Source organism: Janibacter cremeus (assembly GCF_013409205.1).
GTDB classification, from domain to species: domain Bacteria; phylum Actinomycetota; class Actinomycetes; order Actinomycetales; family Dermatophilaceae; genus Janibacter; species Janibacter cremeus.
The window spans coordinates 2386981-2408556 of the sequence record NZ_JACCAE010000001.1; the positions used below are offsets into that span (position 1 = coordinate 2386981).

Annotated in this window: 24 protein-coding genes; 21 read left to right on the plus strand and 3 right to left on the minus strand. The window is 71.1% G+C overall.

Going from position 1 to position 21576, the window contains the following annotated elements; all coding sequences use genetic code 11:
• Nucleotides 1-29: 29 nt before the first annotated feature.
• Together BJY20_RS11320 and BJY20_RS11325 are read right to left on the minus strand one after the other, a co-directional pair.
• Nucleotides 30-1448: an FAD-binding oxidoreductase gene (locus BJY20_RS11320; RefSeq protein WP_185991625.1), complete on the minus strand. Its 1419-nt coding sequence runs from the start codon at nt 1446-1448 to the stop codon at nt 30-32.
• Nucleotides 1448-2287 (minus strand): DUF3109 family protein, encoded by an 840-nt coding sequence (locus tag BJY20_RS11325; protein ID WP_185991626.1) that lies wholly within the window; start codon nt 2285-2287, stop codon nt 1448-1450. Before BJY20_RS11325 ends, BJY20_RS11320 begins: the two co-directional genes overlap by 1 nt.
• 67 nt (nt 2288-2354) lie before the next feature.
• On the opposite strand from BJY20_RS11325, the gene BJY20_RS11330 reads away from it, so the two are divergent.
• The 9 genes from BJY20_RS11330 to BJY20_RS11370 all read left to right on the plus strand — a co-directional run bounded on the left by BJY20_RS11330 (nt 2355) and on the right by BJY20_RS11370 (nt 9700).
• Entirely contained in the window at nt 2355-3281 is a 927-nt protein-coding gene (locus BJY20_RS11330) for a Ppx/GppA phosphatase family protein (protein WP_185991627.1), read from the plus strand.
• Between the two features lie 33 nt (nt 3282-3314).
• Complete coding sequence (locus BJY20_RS11335; RefSeq protein ID WP_185991628.1) at nt 3315-4133, plus strand: sugar phosphate isomerase/epimerase family protein; 819 nt, start codon at nt 3315-3317, stop codon at nt 4131-4133.
• Entirely contained in the window at nt 4130-4714 is a 585-nt protein-coding gene (locus tag BJY20_RS11340; protein WP_185991629.1) for a TetR/AcrR family transcriptional regulator, read from the plus strand. The genes BJY20_RS11335 and BJY20_RS11340 overlap by 4 nt, the downstream gene beginning before the upstream one ends.
• Before the next feature lie 87 nt (nt 4715-4801).
• A complete protein-coding gene (locus BJY20_RS11345; RefSeq protein WP_185991630.1) occupies nt 4802-5524 on the plus strand; it encodes an ABC transporter ATP-binding protein in 723 nt (240 codons plus the stop codon).
• Entirely contained in the window at nt 5521-6255 is a 735-nt protein-coding gene (locus BJY20_RS11350) for an ABC transporter permease (protein ID WP_185991631.1), read from the plus strand. The genes BJY20_RS11345 and BJY20_RS11350 overlap by 4 nt, the downstream gene beginning before the upstream one ends.
• Nucleotides 6256-6276: 21 nt before the next feature.
• Complete coding sequence (locus BJY20_RS11355; RefSeq protein WP_185991632.1) at nt 6277-7182, plus strand: diacylglycerol kinase family protein; 906 nt, start codon at nt 6277-6279, stop codon at nt 7180-7182.
• A 14-nt stretch (nt 7183-7196) separates the two neighbouring features.
• On the plus strand, nt 7197-8132 hold the full coding sequence (locus BJY20_RS11360) for a proline dehydrogenase family protein (protein WP_185991633.1): 936 nt from the start codon (nt 7197-7199) through the stop codon (nt 8130-8132).
• Between the two features lie 42 nt (nt 8133-8174).
• Complete coding sequence (gene proC / locus BJY20_RS11365; protein ID WP_185991634.1) at nt 8175-8969, plus strand: pyrroline-5-carboxylate reductase; 795 nt, start codon at nt 8175-8177, stop codon at nt 8967-8969.
• A gap of 212 nt (nt 8970-9181) precedes the next feature.
• Nucleotides 9182-9700, plus strand: a complete 519-nt coding sequence (locus tag BJY20_RS11370) for a GNAT family N-acetyltransferase (RefSeq protein WP_185991635.1) — start codon at nt 9182-9184, stop codon at nt 9698-9700.
• Nucleotides 9701-9809: 109 nt separating this feature from the next.
• On the opposite strand, the gene BJY20_RS11375 is transcribed toward BJY20_RS11370, so the two are convergent.
• Nucleotides 9810-10478: an NAD-binding protein gene (locus BJY20_RS11375; protein ID WP_185991636.1), complete on the minus strand. Its 669-nt coding sequence runs from the start codon at nt 10476-10478 to the stop codon at nt 9810-9812.
• A gap of 63 nt (nt 10479-10541) precedes the next feature.
• On the opposite strand from BJY20_RS11375, the gene BJY20_RS11380 reads away from it, so the two are divergent.
• The 12 genes from BJY20_RS11380 (at nt 10542) to BJY20_RS11435 (ending at nt 21541) form a co-directional block, all read left to right on the plus strand.
• Nucleotides 10542-11732, plus strand: a complete 1191-nt coding sequence (locus BJY20_RS11380; protein WP_185991637.1) for an acetoin utilization protein AcuC — start codon at nt 10542-10544, stop codon at nt 11730-11732.
• Between the two features lie 167 nt (nt 11733-11899).
• Nucleotides 11900-12097 carry a helix-turn-helix domain-containing protein gene (locus tag BJY20_RS11385; RefSeq protein WP_185991638.1) on the plus strand — a complete coding sequence of 66 codons (198 nt, stop codon included), beginning with the start codon at nt 11900-11902 and terminating at the stop codon, nt 12095-12097.
• A gap of 198 nt (nt 12098-12295) precedes the next feature.
• Nucleotides 12296-12394 (plus strand): 30S ribosomal protein bS22, encoded by a 99-nt coding sequence (locus BJY20_RS11390; RefSeq protein ID WP_003792170.1) that lies wholly within the window; start codon nt 12296-12298, stop codon nt 12392-12394.
• Nucleotides 12395-12609: 215 nt separating this feature from the next.
• Nucleotides 12610-13662, plus strand: a complete 1053-nt coding sequence (locus BJY20_RS11395; RefSeq protein ID WP_185991639.1) for an NAD-dependent epimerase/dehydratase family protein — start codon at nt 12610-12612, stop codon at nt 13660-13662.
• Nucleotides 13662-15128: a lysophospholipid acyltransferase family protein gene (locus BJY20_RS11400; protein ID WP_185991640.1), complete on the plus strand. Its 1467-nt coding sequence runs from the start codon at nt 13662-13664 to the stop codon at nt 15126-15128. The genes BJY20_RS11395 and BJY20_RS11400 overlap by 1 nt, the downstream gene beginning before the upstream one ends.
• 8 nt (nt 15129-15136) lie before the next feature.
• Nucleotides 15137-15382: a glutaredoxin family protein gene (locus BJY20_RS11405; RefSeq protein WP_343062864.1), complete on the plus strand. Its 246-nt coding sequence runs from the start codon at nt 15137-15139 to the stop codon at nt 15380-15382.
• A gap of 131 nt (nt 15383-15513) precedes the next feature.
• Nucleotides 15514-16197 carry a redox-sensing transcriptional repressor Rex gene (locus tag BJY20_RS11410; protein ID WP_185991641.1) on the plus strand — a complete coding sequence of 228 codons (684 nt, stop codon included), beginning with the start codon at nt 15514-15516 and terminating at the stop codon, nt 16195-16197.
• The gene (locus tag BJY20_RS11415) at nt 16194-17468 is read left to right on the plus strand and encodes a glutamyl-tRNA reductase (protein WP_185991642.1); all 1275 of its coding nucleotides are present in this window, start codon (nt 16194-16196) and stop codon (nt 17466-17468) included. Before BJY20_RS11410 ends, BJY20_RS11415 begins: the two co-directional genes overlap by 4 nt.
• A complete protein-coding gene (gene hemC, locus BJY20_RS11420) occupies nt 17465-18424 on the plus strand; it encodes a hydroxymethylbilane synthase (protein ID WP_185991643.1) in 960 nt (319 codons plus the stop codon). Before BJY20_RS11415 ends, hemC begins: the two co-directional genes overlap by 4 nt.
• The gene (locus BJY20_RS11425; protein ID WP_185991644.1) at nt 18421-20064 is read left to right on the plus strand and encodes a uroporphyrinogen-III synthase; all 1644 of its coding nucleotides are present in this window, start codon (nt 18421-18423) and stop codon (nt 20062-20064) included. The genes hemC and BJY20_RS11425 overlap by 4 nt, the downstream gene beginning before the upstream one ends.
• Entirely contained in the window at nt 20061-21065 is a 1005-nt protein-coding gene (gene hemB, locus BJY20_RS11430; protein ID WP_185991645.1) for a porphobilinogen synthase, read from the plus strand. The genes BJY20_RS11425 and hemB overlap by 4 nt, the downstream gene beginning before the upstream one ends.
• Nucleotides 21062-21541 (plus strand): MarR family transcriptional regulator, encoded by a 480-nt coding sequence (locus BJY20_RS11435; protein ID WP_185991646.1) that lies wholly within the window; start codon nt 21062-21064, stop codon nt 21539-21541. Before hemB ends, BJY20_RS11435 begins: the two co-directional genes overlap by 4 nt.
• The last annotated feature ends 35 nt before the right edge of the window (nt 21542-21576 follow it).

The window sequence follows — 21576 nt, forward strand, 5'->3', positions numbered from 1 at the left end:
GGCCACGGTGACAACAGCGCCGGACGACCTCACAGGTGGGCGAACATCTTGCCCGGGTTGAGGATCCCGAGCGGATCGAGTGCGGTCTTGACCGCGCGGTGGATGCCTCGGTTGCCCTCGTCGAGCTCGCGGGCGAGCCACTCGCGCTTGAGATGACCGACGCCGTGCTCGCCGGTGATCGTGCCGCCGAGCTCCAGACCCAGGGCCATGATCTCGTCAAAGGCCCTGTGCGCCCGCGCGACCTCGTCCGGGTCGGCGGTGGAGAAGAAGACCGACGGGTGCAGGTTGCCATCGCCGGCGTGCGCCACGGTCGCGATCGTCAGGCCGCTCGCGTCCCGGATGGTGCCGAGCCGCTCGTAGAAGGACGGCAGCTGCTGCCGCGGCACGCACACGTCGTCGAGCAGCTGCCCACCGCCGTGGGAGTGGGCGTAGTGCTCGAAGGACGGCTGCGCCAGTCGTCGGGCAGCGACGAGGGCCTCGTTGTCGGCGGCGTCATCGGAGAAGGCGACGTCGAGCGCGCCCTGTGCCTCGGCCTGCCGGGTGAAGGCGCCGATCTCCGTCATCGCCGCATCCCGGCTGCCCCCGCCGTCCGACTGCATGAGCAGCATCGCGCCGGCGTGCGTGTCCAGCCCGAAGTCGCCGTAGGCGTTGAGGATGGCCAGGCTCGTGCGGTCCAGCGACTCGAGCATCGACGGCTGCGCACCGGAGGCCATGAAGGCCGACACCGTTGCCGCACCGGCCCGCTCGTCGGCGAAGGTCGCCACCGCGGTCAGCGGTGGCGGCAGGAGCGGCACCAGACGCAAGGTGATCCCGACGATGATGCCGAGCGTCCCCTCCGACCCGACGAAGAGAGAGCGCAGGTCGAGCCCGGACACCCCCTTCGCCGTCGTCGCCCCGATCGTCGTCAGGGAGCCGTCGGCCAGGACCACCTGCAGCGCCCGCACGTAGTCGCGGGTGACGCCGTACTTCACGCAGCACAGGCCGCCGGCGTTGGTGGCGACGTTGCCGCCGATGGAGGAGATCGCGACCGAGCCCGGGTCGGGTGGGTAGGACAGACCGTGCTCGGCGACGACGTCCTTGAGGTCGGCGTTGATGATCCCCGGTTCGACGGTGACGGTGCGCTCGCCGGGGTCGAGGCCGAGCACCTGCGTCATCGATGCGACGGACAGCAGCAGGCAGCCGGGCACGGCGTTCGCGCCGCCGGACAGGCCGGTGCGCGCTCCTTGGGGGACGACCGGGACGCCGTGGCGGGAGGCGAAGCGCATCGTCGCCTGCACGTCCGCCACCGTTCGCGCCCGCACCAGGGCCACGGCGCCGTCGTCCGGGCAGAACAGCGCCTCGTCGCTGGAGTGCGCGGCGACCACGTCGGGGTCGATGGTGACCACCCCCTCGCCCACCCGGGCGGCCAGCTCGCCACGGACGAGGTCGCGCAGGGCCGCCGGATCCATCACCTCTCCCGGGCGGCCAGGGTCGCGGGGTGGACGAGCAGTGGCAGCAGGTCCCGGCCGGCGGGCGAAGGGGGTCCCGCTGCCCCCTTCGTCCCGGTCGCCGTGGCCACGAGGGCCAGGTGCGCCTCGCAGCGCTCGGCGAGTTGCTCGTACCCGTCCGCGCCCATGAGCTCGATGAGGCCGGCGCGCTCGCTGACGTAGACCGGGTCGGGTGCGGTGTGGGCGTCAGGGCTGCCGGAGCAGTACCAGTCGAGCTCGTGCCCGCCGGCGCCCCACCCGCGCCGGTCGTACTCGCCGATGCTGACCTCGAGGTAGCTGGTCCCGTCGGGCAGCTCGACGTCGCGGTAGGTGCGTCGGATCGGCAGCTGCCAGCACACGTCCGGCTTGGTCGTGTGCGGCTCCACGCCGGTGAGGATCGCGTGCTGGTGCAGCGCGCAGCCCGCCCCCGCGGGGAAGCCGGGCCGGTTGAAGAAGATGCAGGCGCCGTCGACGACCTTCGTCTTCAGCTCGCCGTCCTCCTTCTCCGTCCACGCCGAGCGGCGGGTCGTGCCCGGGTGCAGCTGCCACTCGTCCTCGCCGAGCTCGTCAGCGATCGCCTTGACCCGCTTGACGTCGTCGAAGTCGGTGAAGTGCGCCCCGAGCACGCAGCACCCGAAGTCCGGCTGGTCGGAGTCGATCCCGTGGCAGCCGTTGCCGAAGATGCACGTCCACGACGAGGTCAACCACGTCAGGTCGCAGCGGAAGCGCTGCCCCTCCTGCGCCGGGTCGTCGAACTCGACCCACGTCCGTGCCGTCGCCAGGTCGGTCTCGCCGGGGTGCCGTTCGCTGTCCTGCTCCACGGGCGACACCCTAGTGGGGACGCAGCCGCGCGACCGCTCCGTCTCCTTCGGGTCTACTGTGGCCCCCGTGCGTCTTGGGGTCATCGACATCGGATCGAACACCGTCCACCTGCTCGTCGTGGACGCCCATCACGGTGCCGCGCCGATCCCGGCGACCAAGCACAAGATGGTGCTGCGGCTCGCCGAGCACGTCGACGCCGAGGGCGCCATCGACGAGTCCGGGGCCGCGGACCTCGCCCGCTTCGTCCACGAGTGCCTCGGGATCGCCGAGGACCAGGGCGTGGAGGAGATCCTCGCCTTCGCCACCAGCGCCATCCGCGAGGCACCCAACGGCGACGCCGTCCTGGAGCGCGTGCGCAGCGAGACCGGCGTGGACCTGCAGGTCCTCCAGGGCACCGACGAGGCGCGGCTGACCTTCCTCGCGGCGCGCCGCTGGGTCGGGTGGTCCGCCGGGCGGCTGCTCGTCATCGACATCGGCGGCGGCTCGCTCGAGCTCACTCTCGGCGACGACGAGGAGCCGGACGTCGCCAAGTCCCTCCTGCTCGGGGCCGGTCGGGTGACCCAGGACCACCTGCCGGGGGACCCGCCGAGCGCCGAGGACATCAGGGCCGCCCGCCGCACGGTCCGCGCGTCCCTGGCCAGGGAGATCCGTCCCTACGCCAAGGCGGCCACCCCGGACAGCGTCGTCGGCACCAGCAAGACGGTGCGCTCGCTGGCCCGCATCGCCGGAGCGGCCCCCAGCGGGGAGGGTCCCTACGTCCTGCGCACGCTGCACGTGGACGACGTGCGCGAGACGATCGCCAGGGTCGCTGCGATGACGGCAGCGCAGCGCGCCGGCCTCGCCGGGGTCTCCGCCGCCCGCGCCCGACAGATCCTCGCCGGCGGGATCATCGCCGAGGCGTCGATGGACCTGCTGGGCGTCCAGGAGCTGAGCATCTGCCCCTGGGCGATGCGCGAGGGCGTGCTGCTGCGCTATCTCGACCTGATGGGGTGACCGGTCGACCTTCCCGAGGTCTACGCTCGAGGTATGGCTGAAGCGCGTCCGATCCCGGTGGCCCTGTCCACGGCATCCGTGTACCCCGCGGGGACGGCGGCGGCCTTCGAGTACGCGGCCGATCTCGGCTACGACGGCGTCGAGGTCATGGTCTGGAACGACCCGGTCTCGCAGAACGCCCCGGCGCTCAACGCGCTCGCGGAGCACCACGGTCTGGACATCGTCTCGATCCACGCGCCGACGCTGCTGCTGACCCAGCGCGTGATGGGGACGGACCCGTGGGGCAAGGTCGACCGCTCGATCGAGCTGGCCCATGCGGTGGGCGCACCGACCGTCGTGCTGCACCCACCGTTCCGCTGGCAGAAGGAGTACGCCCGAGCCTTCGCCGACGGCGTCGCCGAGCGCGAGAACGACGCGGACATCGTCATCGCGGTGGAGAACATGTTCCCGTGGGCGGCCCGCGGGCAGTCGGTGCAGGCCTACCTGCCGCACTGGGACCCGGTGCCCCAGCCCTACGACCACGTGACCATCGACCTGTCGCACACCGCGACGGCGCGCAGCGACGCGATGCAGATGGTTCTGGACCTGGGTGACCGGCTTGCCCACATCCACCTCGCGGACGGGATGCTGACCACGCTCAAGGACGACCATCTCGTCCCGGGTCGTGGCACCCAGCCGTGCGCGCAGGTCCTCGAGCACGTCGCCGGCAGCGGGTACGCGGGAGCCGTCGTCCTCGAGGTCGGGACCCGCCGACGTCCCAAGGAGCGCGAGCTCGACCTGCGCGAGTCCCTCGACTTCGCGCGCCAGTACCTCGGTCAGGCAGTGCACGTCCCCGACGCCGCATCGTCATGACCACCCGCGGCCGTCGGTCCGGGGGCGGGGATACCCGCACGGAGATCCTCGACGTGGCCCGTGGGTGCTTCGCGGCGAAGGGGTACGACGGCACCTCGGTCCGTGGCATCGCCCGCGAGGCCGGGGTGGACCCGGCCCTGGTGCACCACTACTTCGACGGCAAGTCCGGTCTCTTCGCCGAGGTCATCGGCGTGCCTGCCGGGATCGAGGGCCAGATCGCGGCGGCCGTGGCCGGTCCGCCCGAGGGCGCGGGGGAGCGGATCGTGCGCACCTTCCTGCGGGTCTGGGACAGCCCCGAGGGTCGCGCCCGGTTCCAGGCGATGGTCGGCGCCGTGGCCTCCCACGAGGAGGCGGCGCACCTGCTGCGCGACTTCGTCTCCCGCAGCGTCCTGACGAGCCTGGCGCACATCTTCGGCGATGACGACGTCCTCCCGGAGCTGACGGTCGCGGCCGTCGGCGCCCAGCTCGTGGGGATGGGGCTGCTGCGCTACGTGGTCGAGGTGCCGCCGATGGTCGAGGCCGACCCGGAGGAGATCGTCGCCGTGCTGGCCCCGCCCATCCAGCGTCTGCTCGTTCCCTGACGCGCCCCACCCCTTCACGCGACCGCTCGGCGCACGGAGGGCGAAGGCAGTTGCGCGGGGGCGCGACGCAGGAGGAGAATTCACCGCATGGTGAATTGCGCGATCGAGATCACCGGGCTGACGGTCACCCGGGGTGATCGGCTCGTCATCCCAGACCTGGACCTGCGGGTCCCCACCGGACAAGTGGTCGGGCTGCTCGGACCCAGCGGCGGCGGCAAGTCGACGGTGATGCGCGCGATCGTCGGCGTGCAGCAGACCGACTCCGGCGACGTGCAGGTGCTCGGACTGCCGGCCGGCCACCGCCGACTGCGCAAGCGGGTCGGGTACGTCACACAAGCGCCGAGCGTCTACGGCGACCTGACCGTCAGGGAGAACGCCACCCACTTCGCCCGGCTGCTCGGGGTCGCCGACCCGCAGGCTGCCGCGGACGCGGTGGTCTCCCGCGTGGATCTGGCCGGTCACGCCGACGAGCGCACCGACGCACTGTCGGGCGGACAACGCGGTCGGGCATCGCTGGCCGCCGCCCTCGTCGGCGACCCCGAGCTCCTCGTCCTCGATGAGCCGACCGTTGGCCTCGACCCGGTGCTGCGACGCGACCTGTGGGCCCTCTTCCGCCGACTCGCGGACGACGGGGTCACGCTGCTCGTCTCCAGCCACGTCATGGACGAGGCCAGCCGGTGTGACCGCCTGGTGCTGCTGCGCGAAGGCGCGGTACTCGCCGATGACACCCCTGCCCACCTCCTCGAGCGCACCGGGGCCGCGGACGCGGAGGGCGCCTTCCTGGCGCTCGTGGACGAGGTGGCGGCATGAACCCTCGTCTGACCCTTGCCACCGCCGCCCGAGTGCTGCGACAGGTGCGTCGGGACCGCCGCACCCTCGCGCTGCTGATCGTCATGCCGATCGTGCTCATGGGCCTGCTCGCGTGGATCTACGTCGACAGCCCGCTCTTCGATCGCGTCGGCCCCGTCCTGGTGACGATCTTCCCCTTCGTCATCATGTTCGTCGTCACGAGCGTCGCCACCCTGCGCGAGCGCACGAGCGGCACCCTCGAGCGGTTGCTGACCACGCCCCTGGGCAAGGGCGACCTCGTCGTGGGCTATGCCCTGGCCTTCGGCCTCCTCGCCGTCGTCCAGGGCACCGTCGTCACCACGATCACGGTGTGGTTCTTCGGGCTCGAGGTCGCCGGCGCGCTGGCCTGGCTCGTCCTCGTCGTCGTCGGCAGCGGGGTGCTCGGGACGGTCCTGGGGCTCTTCGCCTCGGCCTTCGCCAGCACGGAGTTCCAGGCCGTGCAGCTGATGCCCGCGACGGTCCTGCCGCAGTTCCTGCTGTGCGGTCTGCTCGTGCCCCGTGACCAGCTGCCGCGGACGCTCGAGCTCGTCTCCGACGTGCTGCCCCTGTCCTATGTCGTGGACGCCGCGAATGCCGTCGCGGGCAGTGCCGAGCCGGCGGGGGACCTGGGGCTCCCGCTGCTCGTCATCGCGATCTGGATCGCCGTCGCGCTCGTCCTGGGAAGCCTCACCCTCCGGCGTCGCACGCCGTGACGGCAGCCGTAGGCTGACGACGTGAGACGGTTCCTCTTCATCGCCAACTCCTCCGCGGGCAGCAGCGACCGGGCGCGCACCGACGCTGCCCTGGCAGTGCTGCGCGAGCACGGCGACGTCGACGTCGTCACCACGGGTACCATCACGGAGCTGACCGAGGCGCTCGCGGGACGGGACGGACGCGAGATCATCGTCGCGGGCGGCGACGGGTCGCTCAACGCGTTCGTCACGGCCCTGTGCCGTGCGGGTCATCTCGGCCAGGACCCACCCACCGTCGGGCTGCTGCCGATGGGGACGGGCAACGACTTCGCCCGCACCGTCGAGCTGCCGACCGACCCCGCCGAGGCTGCCCGGATCGTCATCGACAGCCCGCCACGTCCCGTGGACGTGCTCATCGACGACGAGGACCGGCTCGTCGCCAATGCCGTCCACATCGGCGTGGGGGAGGAGGCCGGTCGAATCGCCGCCCCCTGGAAGGAGCGGCTCGGGCCGATCGGCTACGTCATCGGCGGATTCGCCGCGGGGTTCGGCCAGGTGGGTCGGCACCTGAAGGTCGTGGCGGACGGCGAGGTCGTCGCCGACGGTTCGCACCGCATCCTCCAGGTCGTCGTGACGATCGGTCAGAGCGTCGGCGGCGGCACCCGGATCGCTCCCGACGCGAACCCAGGCGACGGCAAGGCGGAGGTCGTCGTCTCCAGGACGATCTCCGCCAAGCGGCGCCTGCTCTATGCCGCAACCGTCAACAGGGGCCGCCACACCGACCTCGACGACGTCGTCTCCCTGCGGGCGCAGACGGTGACTGTCACCGGTGTGAACCACGACTTCGCTGCCAATGCCGACGGGGAGACACTCGAGCCGGCCCGTGAGCGCACCTGGCAGGTCGTCCCCGGCGCCTATCGCCTGCACTCTCCCGAGGCCACCGCGTGAGTCCCATGGGCCCGATGAGCGCCGACCGACTCCGCGCACGCACGCTGGATGCGCTCCTCGCCCCCGACAGCCGTGACCGCGTCGCGGCCTCCCGTGCCGTCACGAGCGCGCGGGCACGCTTCGTCGCCGGTGAGGGCACCGACGACGCCGTGGCTCAGGTGCAGCGACTACGACGGACCAATCGGCTGGCGGCCATCCACCCCCTCCTGCCGCCCGCGGAGGACGCCGCAGGGGTCGACGCGACGATCACCGACGCAGTCACTGCCATCGAGCGCCTCGCCCCGGTCGCCGCAGGAGGCGACTACCGGCCCGAGATCTACCTGGCGCCCGAGCAGCTGGGCATCGCTACCGACACCGGCCGCGCCGCACGGGCTCTTGCCGAGGTCTGCGCTGCCGGTGACGAGCACCGCGTCGACATCACGCTGCGCTCAGGGACCGCACCGGCGGCCGAGGCGACCCTGGACCTCGTGGAGTCCACCCGTGAGCGCTACCCGCGCCTGACCGCCTCTGTTGTCGCCCGGCGCCACCGCAGCGAGGGCGATGTCGCGCGACTGACGGCCACTGGCACGCGCGTCCGCCTCGTGCGCGGCGGAGTGGGCGATCCCGCCTCCGAGGCCTGGCAGGACCCCCACGAGGCGGACCTGGCCTTCGTGCGCTGCCTCGCCGACCTCCTCGGGTCGGGCGTGCACACCGTCGTGGCCACGCACGAGCCGCTGCTCCTCGACCTCGCAGACGGCCTGGCCGACCAGTCCGGTCGCGGTCCCGAGGGCCTGGAGTACCAGTTCTTCCTCGGAGCGCAGCCCGAGCTGCAGATGCGCACGGCCGATGCGGGGCACCGGGTGCGCGTGCTCGTGCCGTACGGGCCGCAGTGGCTGGAGTACCTGCACGATCTGGCCCGTCGCCCCTCCGGCATGCGCCGGTTGGCCACGATGCTCGCCGGGCGCGGCTGACTACGCTGGACCACCAATACCCCAGGACGAGGAGCGTGTGCGATGACGACGGCGATCTACGGAGTCGGTTCGATGGGCGGGGCCGTCCTCGACGGGCTCGTGGCCGGTGGTGGTGCACAGGTCCTCGCGGTGGTGCGGCGGTCGGAGCAGGCCGACCGGCTGCGCGAGCAGTACGCCGAGCATCCCGGGGTCGAGGTCGTCGAGCCGGAGGATGCGGCCGCCCGTGCCGACGTCCACCTCCTCCTCGTCAAGCCCTACGGCGTGGCGGACCTGCTCGAGGCGATCTCGCCCTCCCTTCGTCCCGACGCGATCGTCGTCTCCATGGCCCTCGGCGTCTCCCTCGCCGACCTGGCCGGCCACCTGTCCGCGGGGACGGCGGCGATCCGGGCGATGCCCAACACCCCGGCCAAGGTCGGTCAGGGCATGACCGTCCTCAGCCCTTCCGACGACGTCTCCGACGAGCAGCTCACCCGGGTGCGCGAGCTGTTGGCCCCGACCGGTCGCACGATCGTGCTGCCGGAGTCGCAGCAGGACGCCGCCACGGCGGTGTCCGGGTCGGCGCCCGCCTACGTCTACCTCTTCGTCGAGGGGCTCGTCGATGCCGGTGTCGCCCAGGGACTGACCCGCCCGCAGGCCCTGGCCATGGCTACCCAGGCCGTGCGAGGAGCCGGTGCGATGCTCGCCGAGACCGGCGAGGACCCGGCCGTGCTGCGCACGCACGTCACCTCCCCGGGAGGCTCGACGGCGGCCGCCCTCGCCCGGCTCGAGGCACACGGGATGCGTCATGCCCTGGCCGATGCCGTGAAGGCCTGCACGGACCGGTCCGCCGGCCGGTGAGCGGTTGGTCGGTCCGCCTCCTCACGGCGGATGCCTGGCAGGTCCTGCGCGCAAGTGTGCCCGGCGATGCTCCTGGACGCGGACGGGTGCGCGTTCGTGCACTGGCGTCCGAGCGACGAATCCGCGACGATGACGGGGAAGATACCGTGAATTGTCACCACGAGTCTGCGGCCCGGGCCCACGTCCGGCCGCGGGGATGAGAGAGTGCTGCCATGAGTGAGATCACTGTGCGCGCGCTGACCGAGGACGAGTGGGAGATCTACCGCACCCTTCGGCTGGAAGCGTTGCAGGACGCTCCTGAGGCCTTCGTGGCCGACCACGCCGACGAGGCCGACCAGCCGGAGGACTTCTGGCGGGCGCGCATGCGTCGCAGCGTGCGGCTCGTCGGCGAGGCCGACGGGGAGTACGTAGGTGTCGCCAGCATCGGTGACGCGACCGAGAGCGAGTCGGAGGACGGCGGTCAGCTCTTCGGCCTCTGGGTCAACCCGACGTGGCGCGGGGCCGGCGTCGCGGCGAGCCTCGTCAGCCAGAGCGCCAAGATCGCCGAGGACCAGGGCTTCGCCCGCCTGTTCTACTGGGTCGGCTCGGACAACGGTCGCGCGGTGGCCTTCGCCTCGAGCTTCGGCTTCCGCCCCACCGACCAGCGTCGCCCGATGCGCGTCGTCGGCGAGAGTGGCCCGGAGGAGGAGATCGCGCTCGTGCTCGCCCTCGGCGAGGACCGCGCCTCCTGACGCACGGCCACCTTCGGCCCCGGACTCAGAAATCGAGTCAGGACATAGTCATACCTGTGTCCTGACTCGATTTTCGCGTCCCGGGTCGCTCTGCCTCACCCGCGGGAGGTCAGGGCCGGGCAGCCATCCGCTCGATGAGCGTGGTCGGTCCGCTGACGATGATCAAGTCGCCACTGCGCACCTTCGTCTCCGGCTTGGCGTAGGTGAAGTCCTGGCCGGGGGACTTCACACCCACGACGGTCACGCCGTACTTCTGGCGGATCTGGGTCTGCTCGAGGGTGAACCCGACTGCCTCCTGGGGCGGGGTCATCTTCACGATGGCGAAGCCGTCGTCGAACTCGATGTAGTCCATCAGCCGACTGCCGATGAGGTGCGCGAGCCGCTTGCCCGACTCGATCTCGGGGGAGAGGACGTGGTGCACGCCGATGCGGTTGAGGATGCGCGCATGGGCCGGCGAGACCGCCTTGGCCCACACCTTGGGTGACTCGTTGTCGATGAGGTTGACGGCGGCGAGCACCGAGGCCTCGATGGACGAGCCGACCCCGAGCACGCTCGCGGAGAAGGTGTGCGGCTTCAGCTCCTCGATCATCGTGACCGAGGTCGCGTCGCCCTGGACGATCCGGCCGACCCTTCCCAGATAGGTCTCGGCGAGCATCGGATCGAGCTCCAGTGCGGTCACGCGGTTGCCGAGACGGTGCAGCTCGGTCGCCACGGCGCCGCCAAAGCGTCCCAGGCCGATCACGAGCACGTCCTCGTTGTGCAGGCGGGTTCGAGCCACGAGCACTCCTCCGGTCGTCGGGTCTTCGTCAGACACGACCCTAGCCGGGGTACGGTCACTCGCATGAGCACACAGGCGTGCGCCATCTGGGGCGAGGACTTCACGAAGTACGACTTCGGTGTCGGACACCCGATGGCGCCGGTCCGTCTGGACCTCACCGCGCGATTGTGTCGGGCCCTCGGGGTGTTCGACCAAGTCGACGTCATCGACGTCGGCGTCGCCGGTGACGACGTCCTGGGCGCCGTCCACGACTGCGACTACATCGACGCCGTCAAGGCGATCTCGGCCGACCCGACGATCGCCGACGGGCAGTGGGGGATCGGTACGGACGACGTGCCCGCCTTCGCCGGGGTCCACGAGGCGAGTGCCCGCATCGTCTCCGGCTCGGTCGAGGTCGCGCGTCGGGTGTGGACCGGTCAGGCCGAGCACGGTGTGAACTTCACCGGCGGCATGCACCACGCCATGCCGGATCGGGCTGCCGGCTTCTGCGTCTACAACGACATCGGGGCCGCGATCCAGTGGTTGCTGGACAACGGTGCCGAGCGAGTCGCCTACGTCGACGTGGACGTGCACCACGGCGATGGCGTCGAGGCGATGTTCTACGACGACCCCCGCGTGCTCACGGTCTCGGTCCACGAGTCCGGCCGCACGCTCTTCCCCGGCACCGGTTGGCCCGGGGACACGGGAGGCCCCGGCGCGGAGGGCACTGCGGTCAACGTCGCCCTGCCTCCCGGTGTCGTCGACGGCCCGTGGTTGCGTGCCATCACCTCGGTCGCACTGCCCGTGGTGCGTGCCTTCGAGCCCCAGGTGCTGGTGACCCAGCACGGGTGCGACACCTACCGCGAGGACCCATTGGCCCACATGTCGATATCCCTCGATGCGCAACGTCAGGCTGCGGTCAACCTCCACCGTCTCGCCCACGAGGTCGCCGACGGTCGGTGGGTGGCCGTGGGTGGTGGCGGCTACGACATCATCAGCGCCGTCCCGCGGGCCTGGACCCACCTCACCGCGATCGCTGCCCACCGCCCCGTGCCTGCGGCGACCGAGATCCCGCAGGAGTGGCGTGACCACTGCGAGCTCGTGGCGGGGCAGCCTGGGCCGGCCACGATGGGGGACCTGTCCGAGAAGGACCTGCCGATCTGGGTGCAGCCGTGGGCCATGGGATACAACCCCCACCACGGTGTCGATCGGGCGATCATGGCCGCGCGCGAGGCGATCTTCCCCCTGCACGGTCTCGACGTCTGGTACGACTGAAACCGATTTTCTCCCGCCAGGCGGCGTGTCGGATGGACATTAGGTGATCGATCTCCAACTTCGTCTTCACAGCCGCCACATCTGCCCCTATGGTGGACACCTGCAAGGGCTCGTTCAGGACTGCCGATATCGGTCGGCGGTGCGACCCTGCAGAGATCGAGGTGGTCATGTCGAACGATCTTCTGGGTGAGGTGCGCTTCCTCACCGTGGCTGAGGTCGCGTCGATCATGCGTGTCTCGAAGATGACGGTCTACCGGATGGTGCACAACGGTGACCTGCCGGCCGTCCGCGTCGGGCGCAGTTTCCGCGTGCCCGAGGACGCGGTCCACACGTACCTCGAGACCTCCTTCGTCGAGACGGCCTGAGCCGCCCTCCAGGACGCACGAGGCACCTGCCCGTGCATGGTCCGGGCGACTGACGCCGCCCGCGCCTGCACGTGTGTAGGAGCACCGTCGGTGAGGCGTTAGACTTCCGGCCTGACTCGCATTCGGTGGGGCCTGCCGCAGGGCCGGCATCGCTCGAGCCGTCACCGAGGTCCCGAAGACGACACGAAGGAAGACCGCATGGGTTCTGTCATCAAGAAGCGACGCAAGCGCATGGCGAAGAAGAAGCACCGCAAACTGCTGCGCAAGACGCGCCACCAGCGTCGCAACAAGAAGTGACCCAGCGCGAAGGGCGCTGTCCTGAGGCGTGAGGAGCTCTAGCGACGAGCCTCGAAGGGGGCCACACCGGGGATCCGGTGCGGCCCCCTTCGCCGTCCCCGGGGGTATCCGGGTGATCCCCATCTCGATGGGGCCGTTCCCGCCGCCACGGGTTCCCCTGCTCGTTAGGCTGCGGACAACGCGGCAATCCGGCCGTCGCTGACAGGAGGTGTTCCGTGCCCAGGACCGTGCTCGTGGTGGGTGTCTCCCGCCACCTCGGTGGCGCCTTCGTCCGACGCCTCAGCCGTGACGAGACCGTCGAGCGCATCATCGGCGTCGACGTCGTGCCCCCGCGGCACGGCATCGGACGTGCCGAGTTCATGCGCGCCGACATCCGCAGCCCCCTGGTCAGCAGGATCATCTCCGGCAACGACGTCGACACGGTCGTGCACATGGGCGTCATCGCGACCCCCCGTGCGGGCGGTGGGCGCGCGACGCAGAAGGAGATCAACGTCATCGGCACGATGCAGCTGCTCGCCGCGTGCCAGCGTGCCGAGTCGGTGACCAGGCTCGTGGTGAAGTCGACGGCGGGTGTCTACGGCTCCAGCCCTCGTGACCCCGCGATGTTCACCGAGGACATGTCCGCGATGAAGATGCCCCGCTCCGGCTGGGCGCGGGACAGCGTCGAGGTGGAGGGTTACGTGCGTGGTCTCTCCCGGCGCCGTCCGGACATCGAGGTCACGACGCTGCGCTTCGCCAACGTCATCGGCCCGCGGGTCCGCACCGCCTTCACCGACCACTTCTCCCTACCGGTCATCCCGATCCCCTTCGGTTACGACGCGAGGCTGCAGTTCGTGCACGAGGACGACTGCGTCGCCGCGATGACCCATGCCGTGCACGCTCCGGGCCTCGGTCCGGTCAACGTCGCCGGGGACGGGATCATCACCGCTTCCCAGGCGGCCACCATCGCAGGGCGGCCCTTCGTGCTCGTGCCGCGGACGGCCACCGGCACGATCACCGACCTCGCGAAGCGCTTCGGGCTCGTGGACATCGGCTCCGACCAGCTGGACATGCTGACCTTCGGTCGCGGTCTGGACACCGGACGGATGCGCGACGCCCTCGGCTTCGAGCCGGGGTACTCCACCCGCGCTGCCTACGAGGACTTTGCCCGGGCGACGAAGGGTCGGATCATGGACCGACTGCCCTTCGCCCAGCCCGGGTGGACTGCCGTGCAGGCGGCCGAGGCCGCCATTCGCGCGGTGACGCCCACCAGCGAGAGCGAGAAGTGATGGCCGACAACACCCGACGGTCGCCCTCGAAGAAGGCGACGTCCTCCACGTCCACCAGGAAGACCGCCACGAAGAAGGCCACGCCCGCGTCGAGGGCGAAGGCCACACCCACGAAGAAGGCTGCGCCCACGAAGAAGGCTGCGCCCACGAAGAAGGCTGCGCCGGCGAAGAAGGCGACCGGTAAAAGGGTGACCAGCACGTCCTCGGCGAAGAAGGCGACGCAGCAGCCCAGTGCCGTGGCCGCCGCAGCCGAGCGTGCCGGGGGCGAGCGCGCACGCCGGCGCAGCACACCGCTGATCAGCGACTCCTCGTCGACGGCGACCACCCGCAAGCCGACGCTGCGCGTCGTCAAGGGAGCCGACGGCTCCCCACCCGCGGTCCAGCGCGCCTCGACGCCCCGCCCCACGGGTCGGCGCAAGCCCCCGGCGCGGCGCTCGACGTCGACTGCCGGTCGGTCCGTGCCGGCGGGGCCGGCCAGATCAACCGCCGCGTCCGAGGGCTCGAGCGGGGCCTCTGACTCCGGCCAGGCCGTCGTGCCGGGTCTGGCCGAGCTGCTCTCGGTGCTGCTGTCGGCGGGGCAGCTGACCTCGCGGACCCTGGGCCAGGCTGCCGGAGCGGCTGCCGGAGAGGACTGGGAGCGCCGCTTCGCCGACACGATCGAGTTCCTGCAGCGTCGGGTGCGCGGTGACTACGACGTCGATGATTTCGGGTACGACGAGGACTTCGCGGTCCACACCATCTTCCCGGTCCTGCGACTGCTGAAGGACAAGTGGTTCCGCGTCGAGGTGCGCGGCATCGAGAACATCCCGGACGAGGGGGGTGCACTCCTCGTCTCGAACCACTCGGGCACGATCGCGATCGACGCGATCATGACCCAGCTGGCCATCCACGACTCCCACCCGAGGAAGCGCTCCCTACGGATGCTCGGTGCCGATCTGGTCTTCCAGCTGCCCATCGTCGGGGACGTCGCCCGCAAGACCGGCGCGACCCTGGCCTCCAACGCCGATGCCGAGCGTCTGCTCCGGGGCGGCGAGCTCGTCGGCGTCTGGCCGGAGGGGTTCAAGGGCGTCGGCAAGCCCTTCCGGGAGCGGTACAAGCTGCAGCGCTTCGGCCGGGGCGGGTTCGTCTCCGCAGCGATCCGCTCCGAGGTGCCGATCATCCCGTGCGCGGTCGTCGGAGCCGAAGAGGTCTACCCGATGATCGGCAACATGAAGACGGTGGCGCGCCTCGTCGGTGCGCCGTACGCGCCGATCACGCCGTTCTTCCCGCTGCTGGGTCCGCTGGGCCTGATCCCGCTGCCGAGCAAGTGGATCATCGAGTTCGGTGAGCCCATCGACACCGCTTCCTTGGGGACGGCTGCGGCGGACGACCCGATGCTCGTCTTCGAGATGACCGACCAGGTGCGCGAGACGATTCAGCAGACGCTGTACTCCGCCCTGGTGACTCGCCGCTCGGTCTTCTTCTAGGAGCCGCTGTGCCACTTCCGTCCGCTCGCGTGGTGATGATCGGCAAACCCGGCTGCCACCTGTGTGACCAGGCCCGCTCGGTCATCGAGCGGGTTGTCGCGGCGACCGGGGACTCCTTCGAGGAGGTCTTCCTGGACTCCGACACGGCGTTCGCCCGGTACACGGAGGAGATCCCGGTGACCTTCGTCGACGGGCGCCAGCACGACTACTGGCGCGTGGACGAAGGACGCCTGCGGACCGCTCTGGGCCGCTGAGCCACGCGGTGCAAGGCCTTCCCGACCGATGGGCCGCGACTTTGTGCATTTGTTCACAAGAGCGTAATCTCGATGTGTTCGGTTCTTCGGCGCCGCCTGCCGGAGACCGTGGAGAGGAGCCGTGCGCAACCGTGTCCGTCGAGCATTCCGCCAAGCGGGAGATCCCTGATGCGACGGTTGCGCGGCTCCCGGGATACCTGCGTGCGCTCGGTCAGCTCGCCGCCGTCGACGTGCTCTCCGTCTCCTCGGAGGAGCTCGCCCACAGTGCTGGTGTCAGCTCGGCCAAGCTGCGCAAGGACCTCAGTCACCTCGGCTCCTACGGGGTGCGCGGAGTCGGCTACGACGTCGCCCACCTGAGCTACCAGATATCCCGGGCCCTGGGTCTGACCCACGACTGGCCGGTGGTCATCGTCGGCATGGGCAACCTCGGCCGCGCCCTGGCCTCCTACCGCGGCTTCGCGACCAAGGGATTCCAGGTCGTCGCACTCCTCGACCGGGACCCGGCCGTGGTGGGACACATGCTCGATGACCTCGTCATCCAGCCCATGGGCGCACTTGACGTGCTCGTCACCCCGGGGGAGGCCTGCATCGGCGTCATCGCCACCCCCGCCGAGTCCGCCCAGCAGGTCGCCGACCTGCTCGTCACGGCCGGGGTCAGTTCCATCCTCAATTTCGCCGCCACCGCCATCCAGGTCCCCGAAGGGGTGCACATGCGCAAGGTCGATCTGTCCACCGAGCTGCAGATCCTGGCCTTCCACGAGCAACAACGAGTCGGTATCGACCCCGACGAGCTGTTGGAGGGAGCTGGTCGATGAGTTTGCTCAGCTTCGGCTTCAACCATCGCCGCACTCCCATCTCCGTCCTCGAGCGGGCCGCACTGGACGAGCTCAGCCTCGGGGCCATCATCGCCACGGCGCAGGCCAGCCCGGACATCTCCGAGCACCTGGTCATCGCCACCTGCAACCGCACCGAGGTCTACGCCGAGGTCTCGGCCTTCCACGGCGCCGTCGCCGACCTCACCGACGCGCTGACGTCGAGCACGTCGATCACCCACGAGGACCTCAAGGAGCACCTCGACCTGCACTACGGCGATGCTGCCGTCGCGCACGTATTCAACGTCGCCGCGGGTCTGGACTCGATGGCGGTCGGGGAATCGCAGATCCTCGGCCAGCTGCGCGACGCGCTCGCTCGCGGTCAGAGCGAGGGACACGTGGGCAGCCACCTGAACTCCCTCGTCCAGCAGGCGCTGCGCACCGGCAAGCAGGTGCACTCCGAGACCGGTTTGGACGAGGTCTCGCGCTCACTGGTGACCGCCGGCCTGGACTGCGCAGAGCAGCACGTCGGCTCGCTCGCCGACGCCCACGTCCTCGTCATCGGCGCCGGGTCCATGAGCGCGCTGGCGGCGACGACGGCAGTGCGCCGCGGCGTCGCCCGCCTCACCGTCGTCAACCGCACCCACGAGCGCGGCGTCGCCCTGGCCGAGCGGCTCGGCGGTCGTGCTCTGCCCACCGACGAGATCGGTGGAGCCCTCGCGGCCGCCGATGTCGTCATCTCCTGCACCGGGTCGACCGGGCTGGCCGTCACCCTCGCCGACGCCGCCGACGCGCAGGTCGAGCGGTCCGGACGCAAACAGGCCTTCATCGACCTTGCGCTGCCGCACGACATCGCCCACGAGGTCGCTGAGCTGAGCGGGATCGTCCTGCTCGGCCTGGGCGATCTCGGCGACATGCTCGGTGCCGACGGGACCGTGCCGGAGGTCGAGCAGGCCCGCTCCATCGTGGGCGATGCCGTGACCCGCCACCTCGGCGTCCGGGCCGCGAGCATCGCCGCGCCCACCGTGCGCGCCCTGCGCAGCGCCGCACAGCAGGTCGTCGAGAGCGAGCTGGACCGGATGGACCAGCGCGCCCCGGACATGTCCGCCGCCCACCGCGAGGAGGTCGGCCGAGCCGTGCACCGCATCGTCGACAAGTTGCTGCACCAGCCCACCGTGCGGGCCAAGGAGCTGGCGGTCGACGGGCGCTTGGGTGAGTACGAGGACGCCCTGCGCCAGTTGTTCGACCTGCACGCCGAAGGAGGATCGCTGTGACCACGCTCCGTCTCGGCACCCGCCGATCGAAGCTCGCCATGACCCAGTCCGGACACGTCGCAGACGCGTTGCGGGCCCGGGGGCACGACGTCGACGTCGTCGAGATCGTCACCGAGGGCGACACCAGTCGCGCGTCGCTGGCCAGCATGGGCGGGCACGGCGTCTTCGCCAGCGCCCTGCGCGAAGCCCTTCTGTCCGGCGAGATCGACATCGCCGTGCACTCCCTGAAGGACCTGCCGACCACGCCGGAGCCCGGTCTGGTCGTCGCCGCCATACCGGCCCGGGTCGACCCTCGCGACGCGCTGTGCGCCCGTGACGGACTCACCCTCGGTGAGCTCGGTGAGGGGGCGGTCGTCGGGACCGGCTCACCACGACGCCGCGCCCAGCTGGCCTGCCTCGGGCTCGGGCTGGAGTTCCGCGACATCCGCGGCAACCTCGGCACCCGACTCGACCTGGTCGGCCCCGGCGAGGGCCAGCTCGACGCGATCGTCCTGGCGCACGCCGGCCTGACCCGGTCCGGCCTGCAGGAGCGGGTCACCGAGGTGCTCGAGCCGATCCAGATGCTCTCCGCCCCCGGGCAGGGAGCCCTGGGCGTTGAGTGCCGCGAGGGGGACGAGCAGGTGCTCGCCGCCCTTCGTCCCATCGACGACGCCGACACCCGGGCTGCCGTCACCGCCGAGCGCGGTGTCCTCGCCGAGCTCGGGGCCGGCTGTGCTGCCCCGGTCGGTGCCCTCGCCGAGGTCGTCGACGACCTCGACGGCCCGATCCTCTCCCTGCGAGCCGTCGTCGCCGCGACGGACGGCTCCGGGGAGCTGCGCCGGTCCATCACCGGCCCACTCGGGGAGGCGGAGGACCTCGGTCGCCGCCTCGCCCGGACCCTCATCGCCGACGGCGCGCCCGCGCTCGCCGACTTGTCCGCCACCCACCCCACGACCGCTTCGGAGCATGCCCAGTGACCCCCCAGCGCTCGACCGCATCCGCCAACGCCGCAGCACGCCGACCGGCCCGAGTCGCCTTCGTCGGCGCCGGACCGGGTGACGCATCACTGATGACCGTCGCCTCCGTCGAGTTGCTGTCGCAGGCCGACGCCGTCATCACCGACCAGCTGACCAACGAGGAGATCGTCGCCTCGATGACCGGGGAGGGCGTCGAGATCGTCGATGCCAGCCACGGTGAGCACGGCCAGCAGCTCACCCACGCCTCGCGTGCCAAGCTCGTCGTCAAGACGGCCAAGGCGCACAAGGGCGGGCTCGTCGTACGTCTCATGGACGGCGATCCAGCGACCTTCAACGGCCTCGCCGAGGAGGCGTCCGCCCTGGTCAAGGCGGACATCGACTTCGACGTCGTCCCGGGGGTCTCCGCCGTGAGCGCCGTGCCGTCCTACGCCGGTGTCCCGCTGACCAACCGCTCGACCGGCGCCCTCCACGTCGTCAGCGTCTCCGGGTCCAAGCGCCCGGACCTGTCGGCCTCGGTCGATGACGACGTCACGCTCGTGCTGCTCGGGCTGCCCGAGCACCTCGTCCCGGCCTTCGCCAACCTGCTGGCCAACGGCCGTGACGGCGAGACCGCCGTCGCCCTCACCCAGGGCGGGACGACCACCTCGCAGGTCACCCACGGGACCACCCTGGCCGAGGCCGCCGACGCCGTCGTCGGGCTGGAGGTCCCGACCCTGGCGATCGTCGGTCCGACCGTCGCCATGCGCAGCACGCTGTCCTGGTTCGAGACCAAGCCGCTCTACGGCTGGAACGTCCTGATCCCGCGGACGAAGGACCAGGCCGGCCCGACCGCCAAGCAGCTGCTCGGCCACGGCGCCACGAGCGAGGTCGTCCCGACGATCAGCGTCGAGCCGCCCCGCACGCCGCAGGCCGTCGAGCGCGCCGTGCGCGGCCTCGTCACCGGCCGCTACCAGTGGATCGGCTTCACCTCGGTCAACGCCGTCAAGGCGATCCGGGAGAAGTTCGAGGAGTTCGGTCTCGACGCCCGCGCGTTCTCGGGGCTGAAGATCGCTGCGGTCGGTGGCGTCACTGCCGATGCGCTGCGCGACTGGGGGATCGAGCCCGACCTCGTGCCGACCGGGGAGATGTCCGCCCGCGGCCTGCTCGAGGAGTGGCCGCCCTACGACGAGGTTCTCGACCCGATCGACCGTGTTTTCCTGCCTCGAGCCGACATCGCGACCGACACGCTCGTGGCCGGTCTGCAGGAGATGGGCTGGCAGGTCGACGACGTCACCGCGTACCGCACGGTGCGCGCCACGCCGCCTCCGGCGCCGACTCGCGACGCGATCAAGCAGGGGGCCTTCGACGCGGTCGTCTTCACCTCGTCCTCCACGGTGCGCAACCTCGTCGGCATCGCCGGAAAGCCGCACCCGGCCACTGTCATCGCCTGCATCGGGCCGGCCACGGTCAAGACGGCCGAGGAGGCGGGTCTGCGCGTCGACGTCATGGCCCCCGAGGCCACCGGAGCGAGCCTCGTCGAGGCGCTGGCCGACCACGGTCGCAAGCTGGCCGCTGCAGCCATCGAGGCAGGGGAGGAGCCCCAGCGTCCGAGTGCCCGCCGCAAGAAGGCGACGACCCGCCGCAAGAAGGCGAAGGGGTGACTCCCGCGACGTCCGTCCCGACCGGACCGCAGGTGCGTCCGCGGCGACTTCGGGGCAGTGGCCCCCTTCGCCGTCTCGTCGCGGAGACCCGGCTGCACCCGGCTGATCTGGTCCTGCCCGTCTTCGTCCGTGAGGGTATCGACGCGCCGGTGGAGATCTCCTCCATGCCGGGAGCGGTGCAGCACACCATCGACTCGCTGGTCGAGGAGGCTCGCGCCTGCGTCGCCGCCGGCATCGGTGGAGTCATGCTCTTCGGGGTGCCGCAGACCAAGGACGCGCGCGGCTCCGGCGCGGACGACCCCGAGGGGATCCTCAACGTGGCCACCCGGGCCGTCGTCGACGCGGTTGGTGACGAGCTGGTCGTCATGACCGACCTGTGCCTCGACGAGTTCACCGACCACGGCCACTGCGGGGTGCTCACGACCGACCCCGCCGGCCGGACGGTCGTCGACAACGACGCCACCCTGGCGCGGTACGCCGACATGGCGCTCGCGCAGGCGGCCGCAGGGGCCCACGTACTCGGGCTCTCCGGGATGATGGACGGCCAGGTCGCCCGTGTGCGCGCGGCCCTGGACACCGCCGGCCACACCGACACGCTCGTGCTGGCCTACGCCGCGAAGTACACCTCGGCGCTGTACGGCCCCTTCCGCGAGGCCGTGCAGTCATCTCTCACCGGCGACCGGGCGACCTACCAGCAGGACCCGGCCAACGCCGTCGAGGCCCTGCGCGAGGTCGAGCTGGATCTCGCCGAGGGCGCTGACATCATCATGGTCAAGCCGGCCCAGCCGCACCTGGACATCATCGCCGCCACGGCACAGATCTCGACCGTGCCCGTCGCGGCCTACCAGATCTCCGGCGAGTACGCGCAGATCGTCGCCACCGCGGACCGCGGCTGGATCGACCGCGACGCAGCGGTGCTCGAGTCGCTCATCCACATCAGGCGGGCGGGAGCGCAGATGATTCTCACGTACTTCGCACTCGAGGTGGCGGGACGACTGTGAGCGGCCCCAAGTGGCTGGATGCACAGCAGCAGAAGCACTGGCGCGCCTTCCTGCGCGGGACGCGCCTGCTCGACAAGGCGCTCGGCGACGACCTGGCGCCCCACAAGATGCAGCTGACCGAGTACGAGCTGCTGTCGATGCTCTCCGAGTCGCCCGGCCAGCGCACGCGCATGTCCCGCCTTGCCGACGACATCGTGCAGTCACGCTCTCGGGTGACGCACACCGCCGCGCGGCTGGAGAAGCGCGGCTGGGTCGAGCGCTGCCGGGCCACCGACGACGGCCGTGGCGTCGAGCTCGTGCTCACCGACGACGGCCGCAGGATCCTCGACGAGCTCGCCAGCAGGCACGTGGAGTCGGTGCGCGAGCACCTCGTGGACATCCTCACCCCCGAGCAGTTCACCGCGCTGGGTGAGGCGATGGCCGCTGTGCGTGACCGGCTCGCGCCCGAGCACCACGAGATCGGGCTCGACGACTAGGTCGCTCGGGGGCTCACGGTCGCGGGGCGACCTGC

What these genes read in the sequence shown, in the direction of transcription:
- BJY20_RS11320 (WP_185991625.1), bottom strand. Translation starts at nt 1,448, where the DNA reads ATGGATCCGGCGGCCCTGCGCGACCTCGTCCGTGGCGAGCTGGCCGCC.
- BJY20_RS11335 (WP_185991628.1), top strand. Translation starts at nt 3,315, where the DNA reads ATGGCTGAAGCGCGTCCGATCCCGGTGGCCCTGTCCACGGCATCCGTG.
- BJY20_RS11340 (WP_185991629.1), top strand. Translation starts at nt 4,130, where the DNA reads ATGACCACCCGCGGCCGTCGGTCCGGGGGCGGGGATACCCGCACGGAG.
- BJY20_RS11345 (WP_185991630.1), top strand. Translation starts at nt 4,802, where the DNA reads ATGGTGAATTGCGCGATCGAGATCACCGGGCTGACGGTCACCCGGGGT.
- BJY20_RS11350 (WP_185991631.1), top strand. Translation starts at nt 5,521, where the DNA reads ATGAACCCTCGTCTGACCCTTGCCACCGCCGCCCGAGTGCTGCGACAG.
- BJY20_RS11360 (WP_185991633.1), top strand. Translation starts at nt 7,197, where the DNA reads ATGAGCGCCGACCGACTCCGCGCACGCACGCTGGATGCGCTCCTCGCC.
- proC (WP_185991634.1), top strand. Translation starts at nt 8,175, where the DNA reads ATGACGACGGCGATCTACGGAGTCGGTTCGATGGGCGGGGCCGTCCTC.
- BJY20_RS11370 (WP_185991635.1), top strand. Translation starts at nt 9,182, where the DNA reads ATGAGTGAGATCACTGTGCGCGCGCTGACCGAGGACGAGTGGGAGATC.
- BJY20_RS11380 (WP_185991637.1), top strand. Translation starts at nt 10,542, where the DNA reads ATGAGCACACAGGCGTGCGCCATCTGGGGCGAGGACTTCACGAAGTAC.
- BJY20_RS11385 (WP_185991638.1), top strand. Translation starts at nt 11,900, where the DNA reads ATGTCGAACGATCTTCTGGGTGAGGTGCGCTTCCTCACCGTGGCTGAG.
- BJY20_RS11390 (WP_003792170.1), top strand. Translation starts at nt 12,296, where the DNA reads ATGGGTTCTGTCATCAAGAAGCGACGCAAGCGCATGGCGAAGAAGAAG.
- BJY20_RS11400 (WP_185991640.1), top strand. Translation starts at nt 13,662, where the DNA reads ATGGCCGACAACACCCGACGGTCGCCCTCGAAGAAGGCGACGTCCTCC.
- BJY20_RS11415 (WP_185991642.1), top strand. Translation starts at nt 16,194, where the DNA reads ATGAGTTTGCTCAGCTTCGGCTTCAACCATCGCCGCACTCCCATCTCC.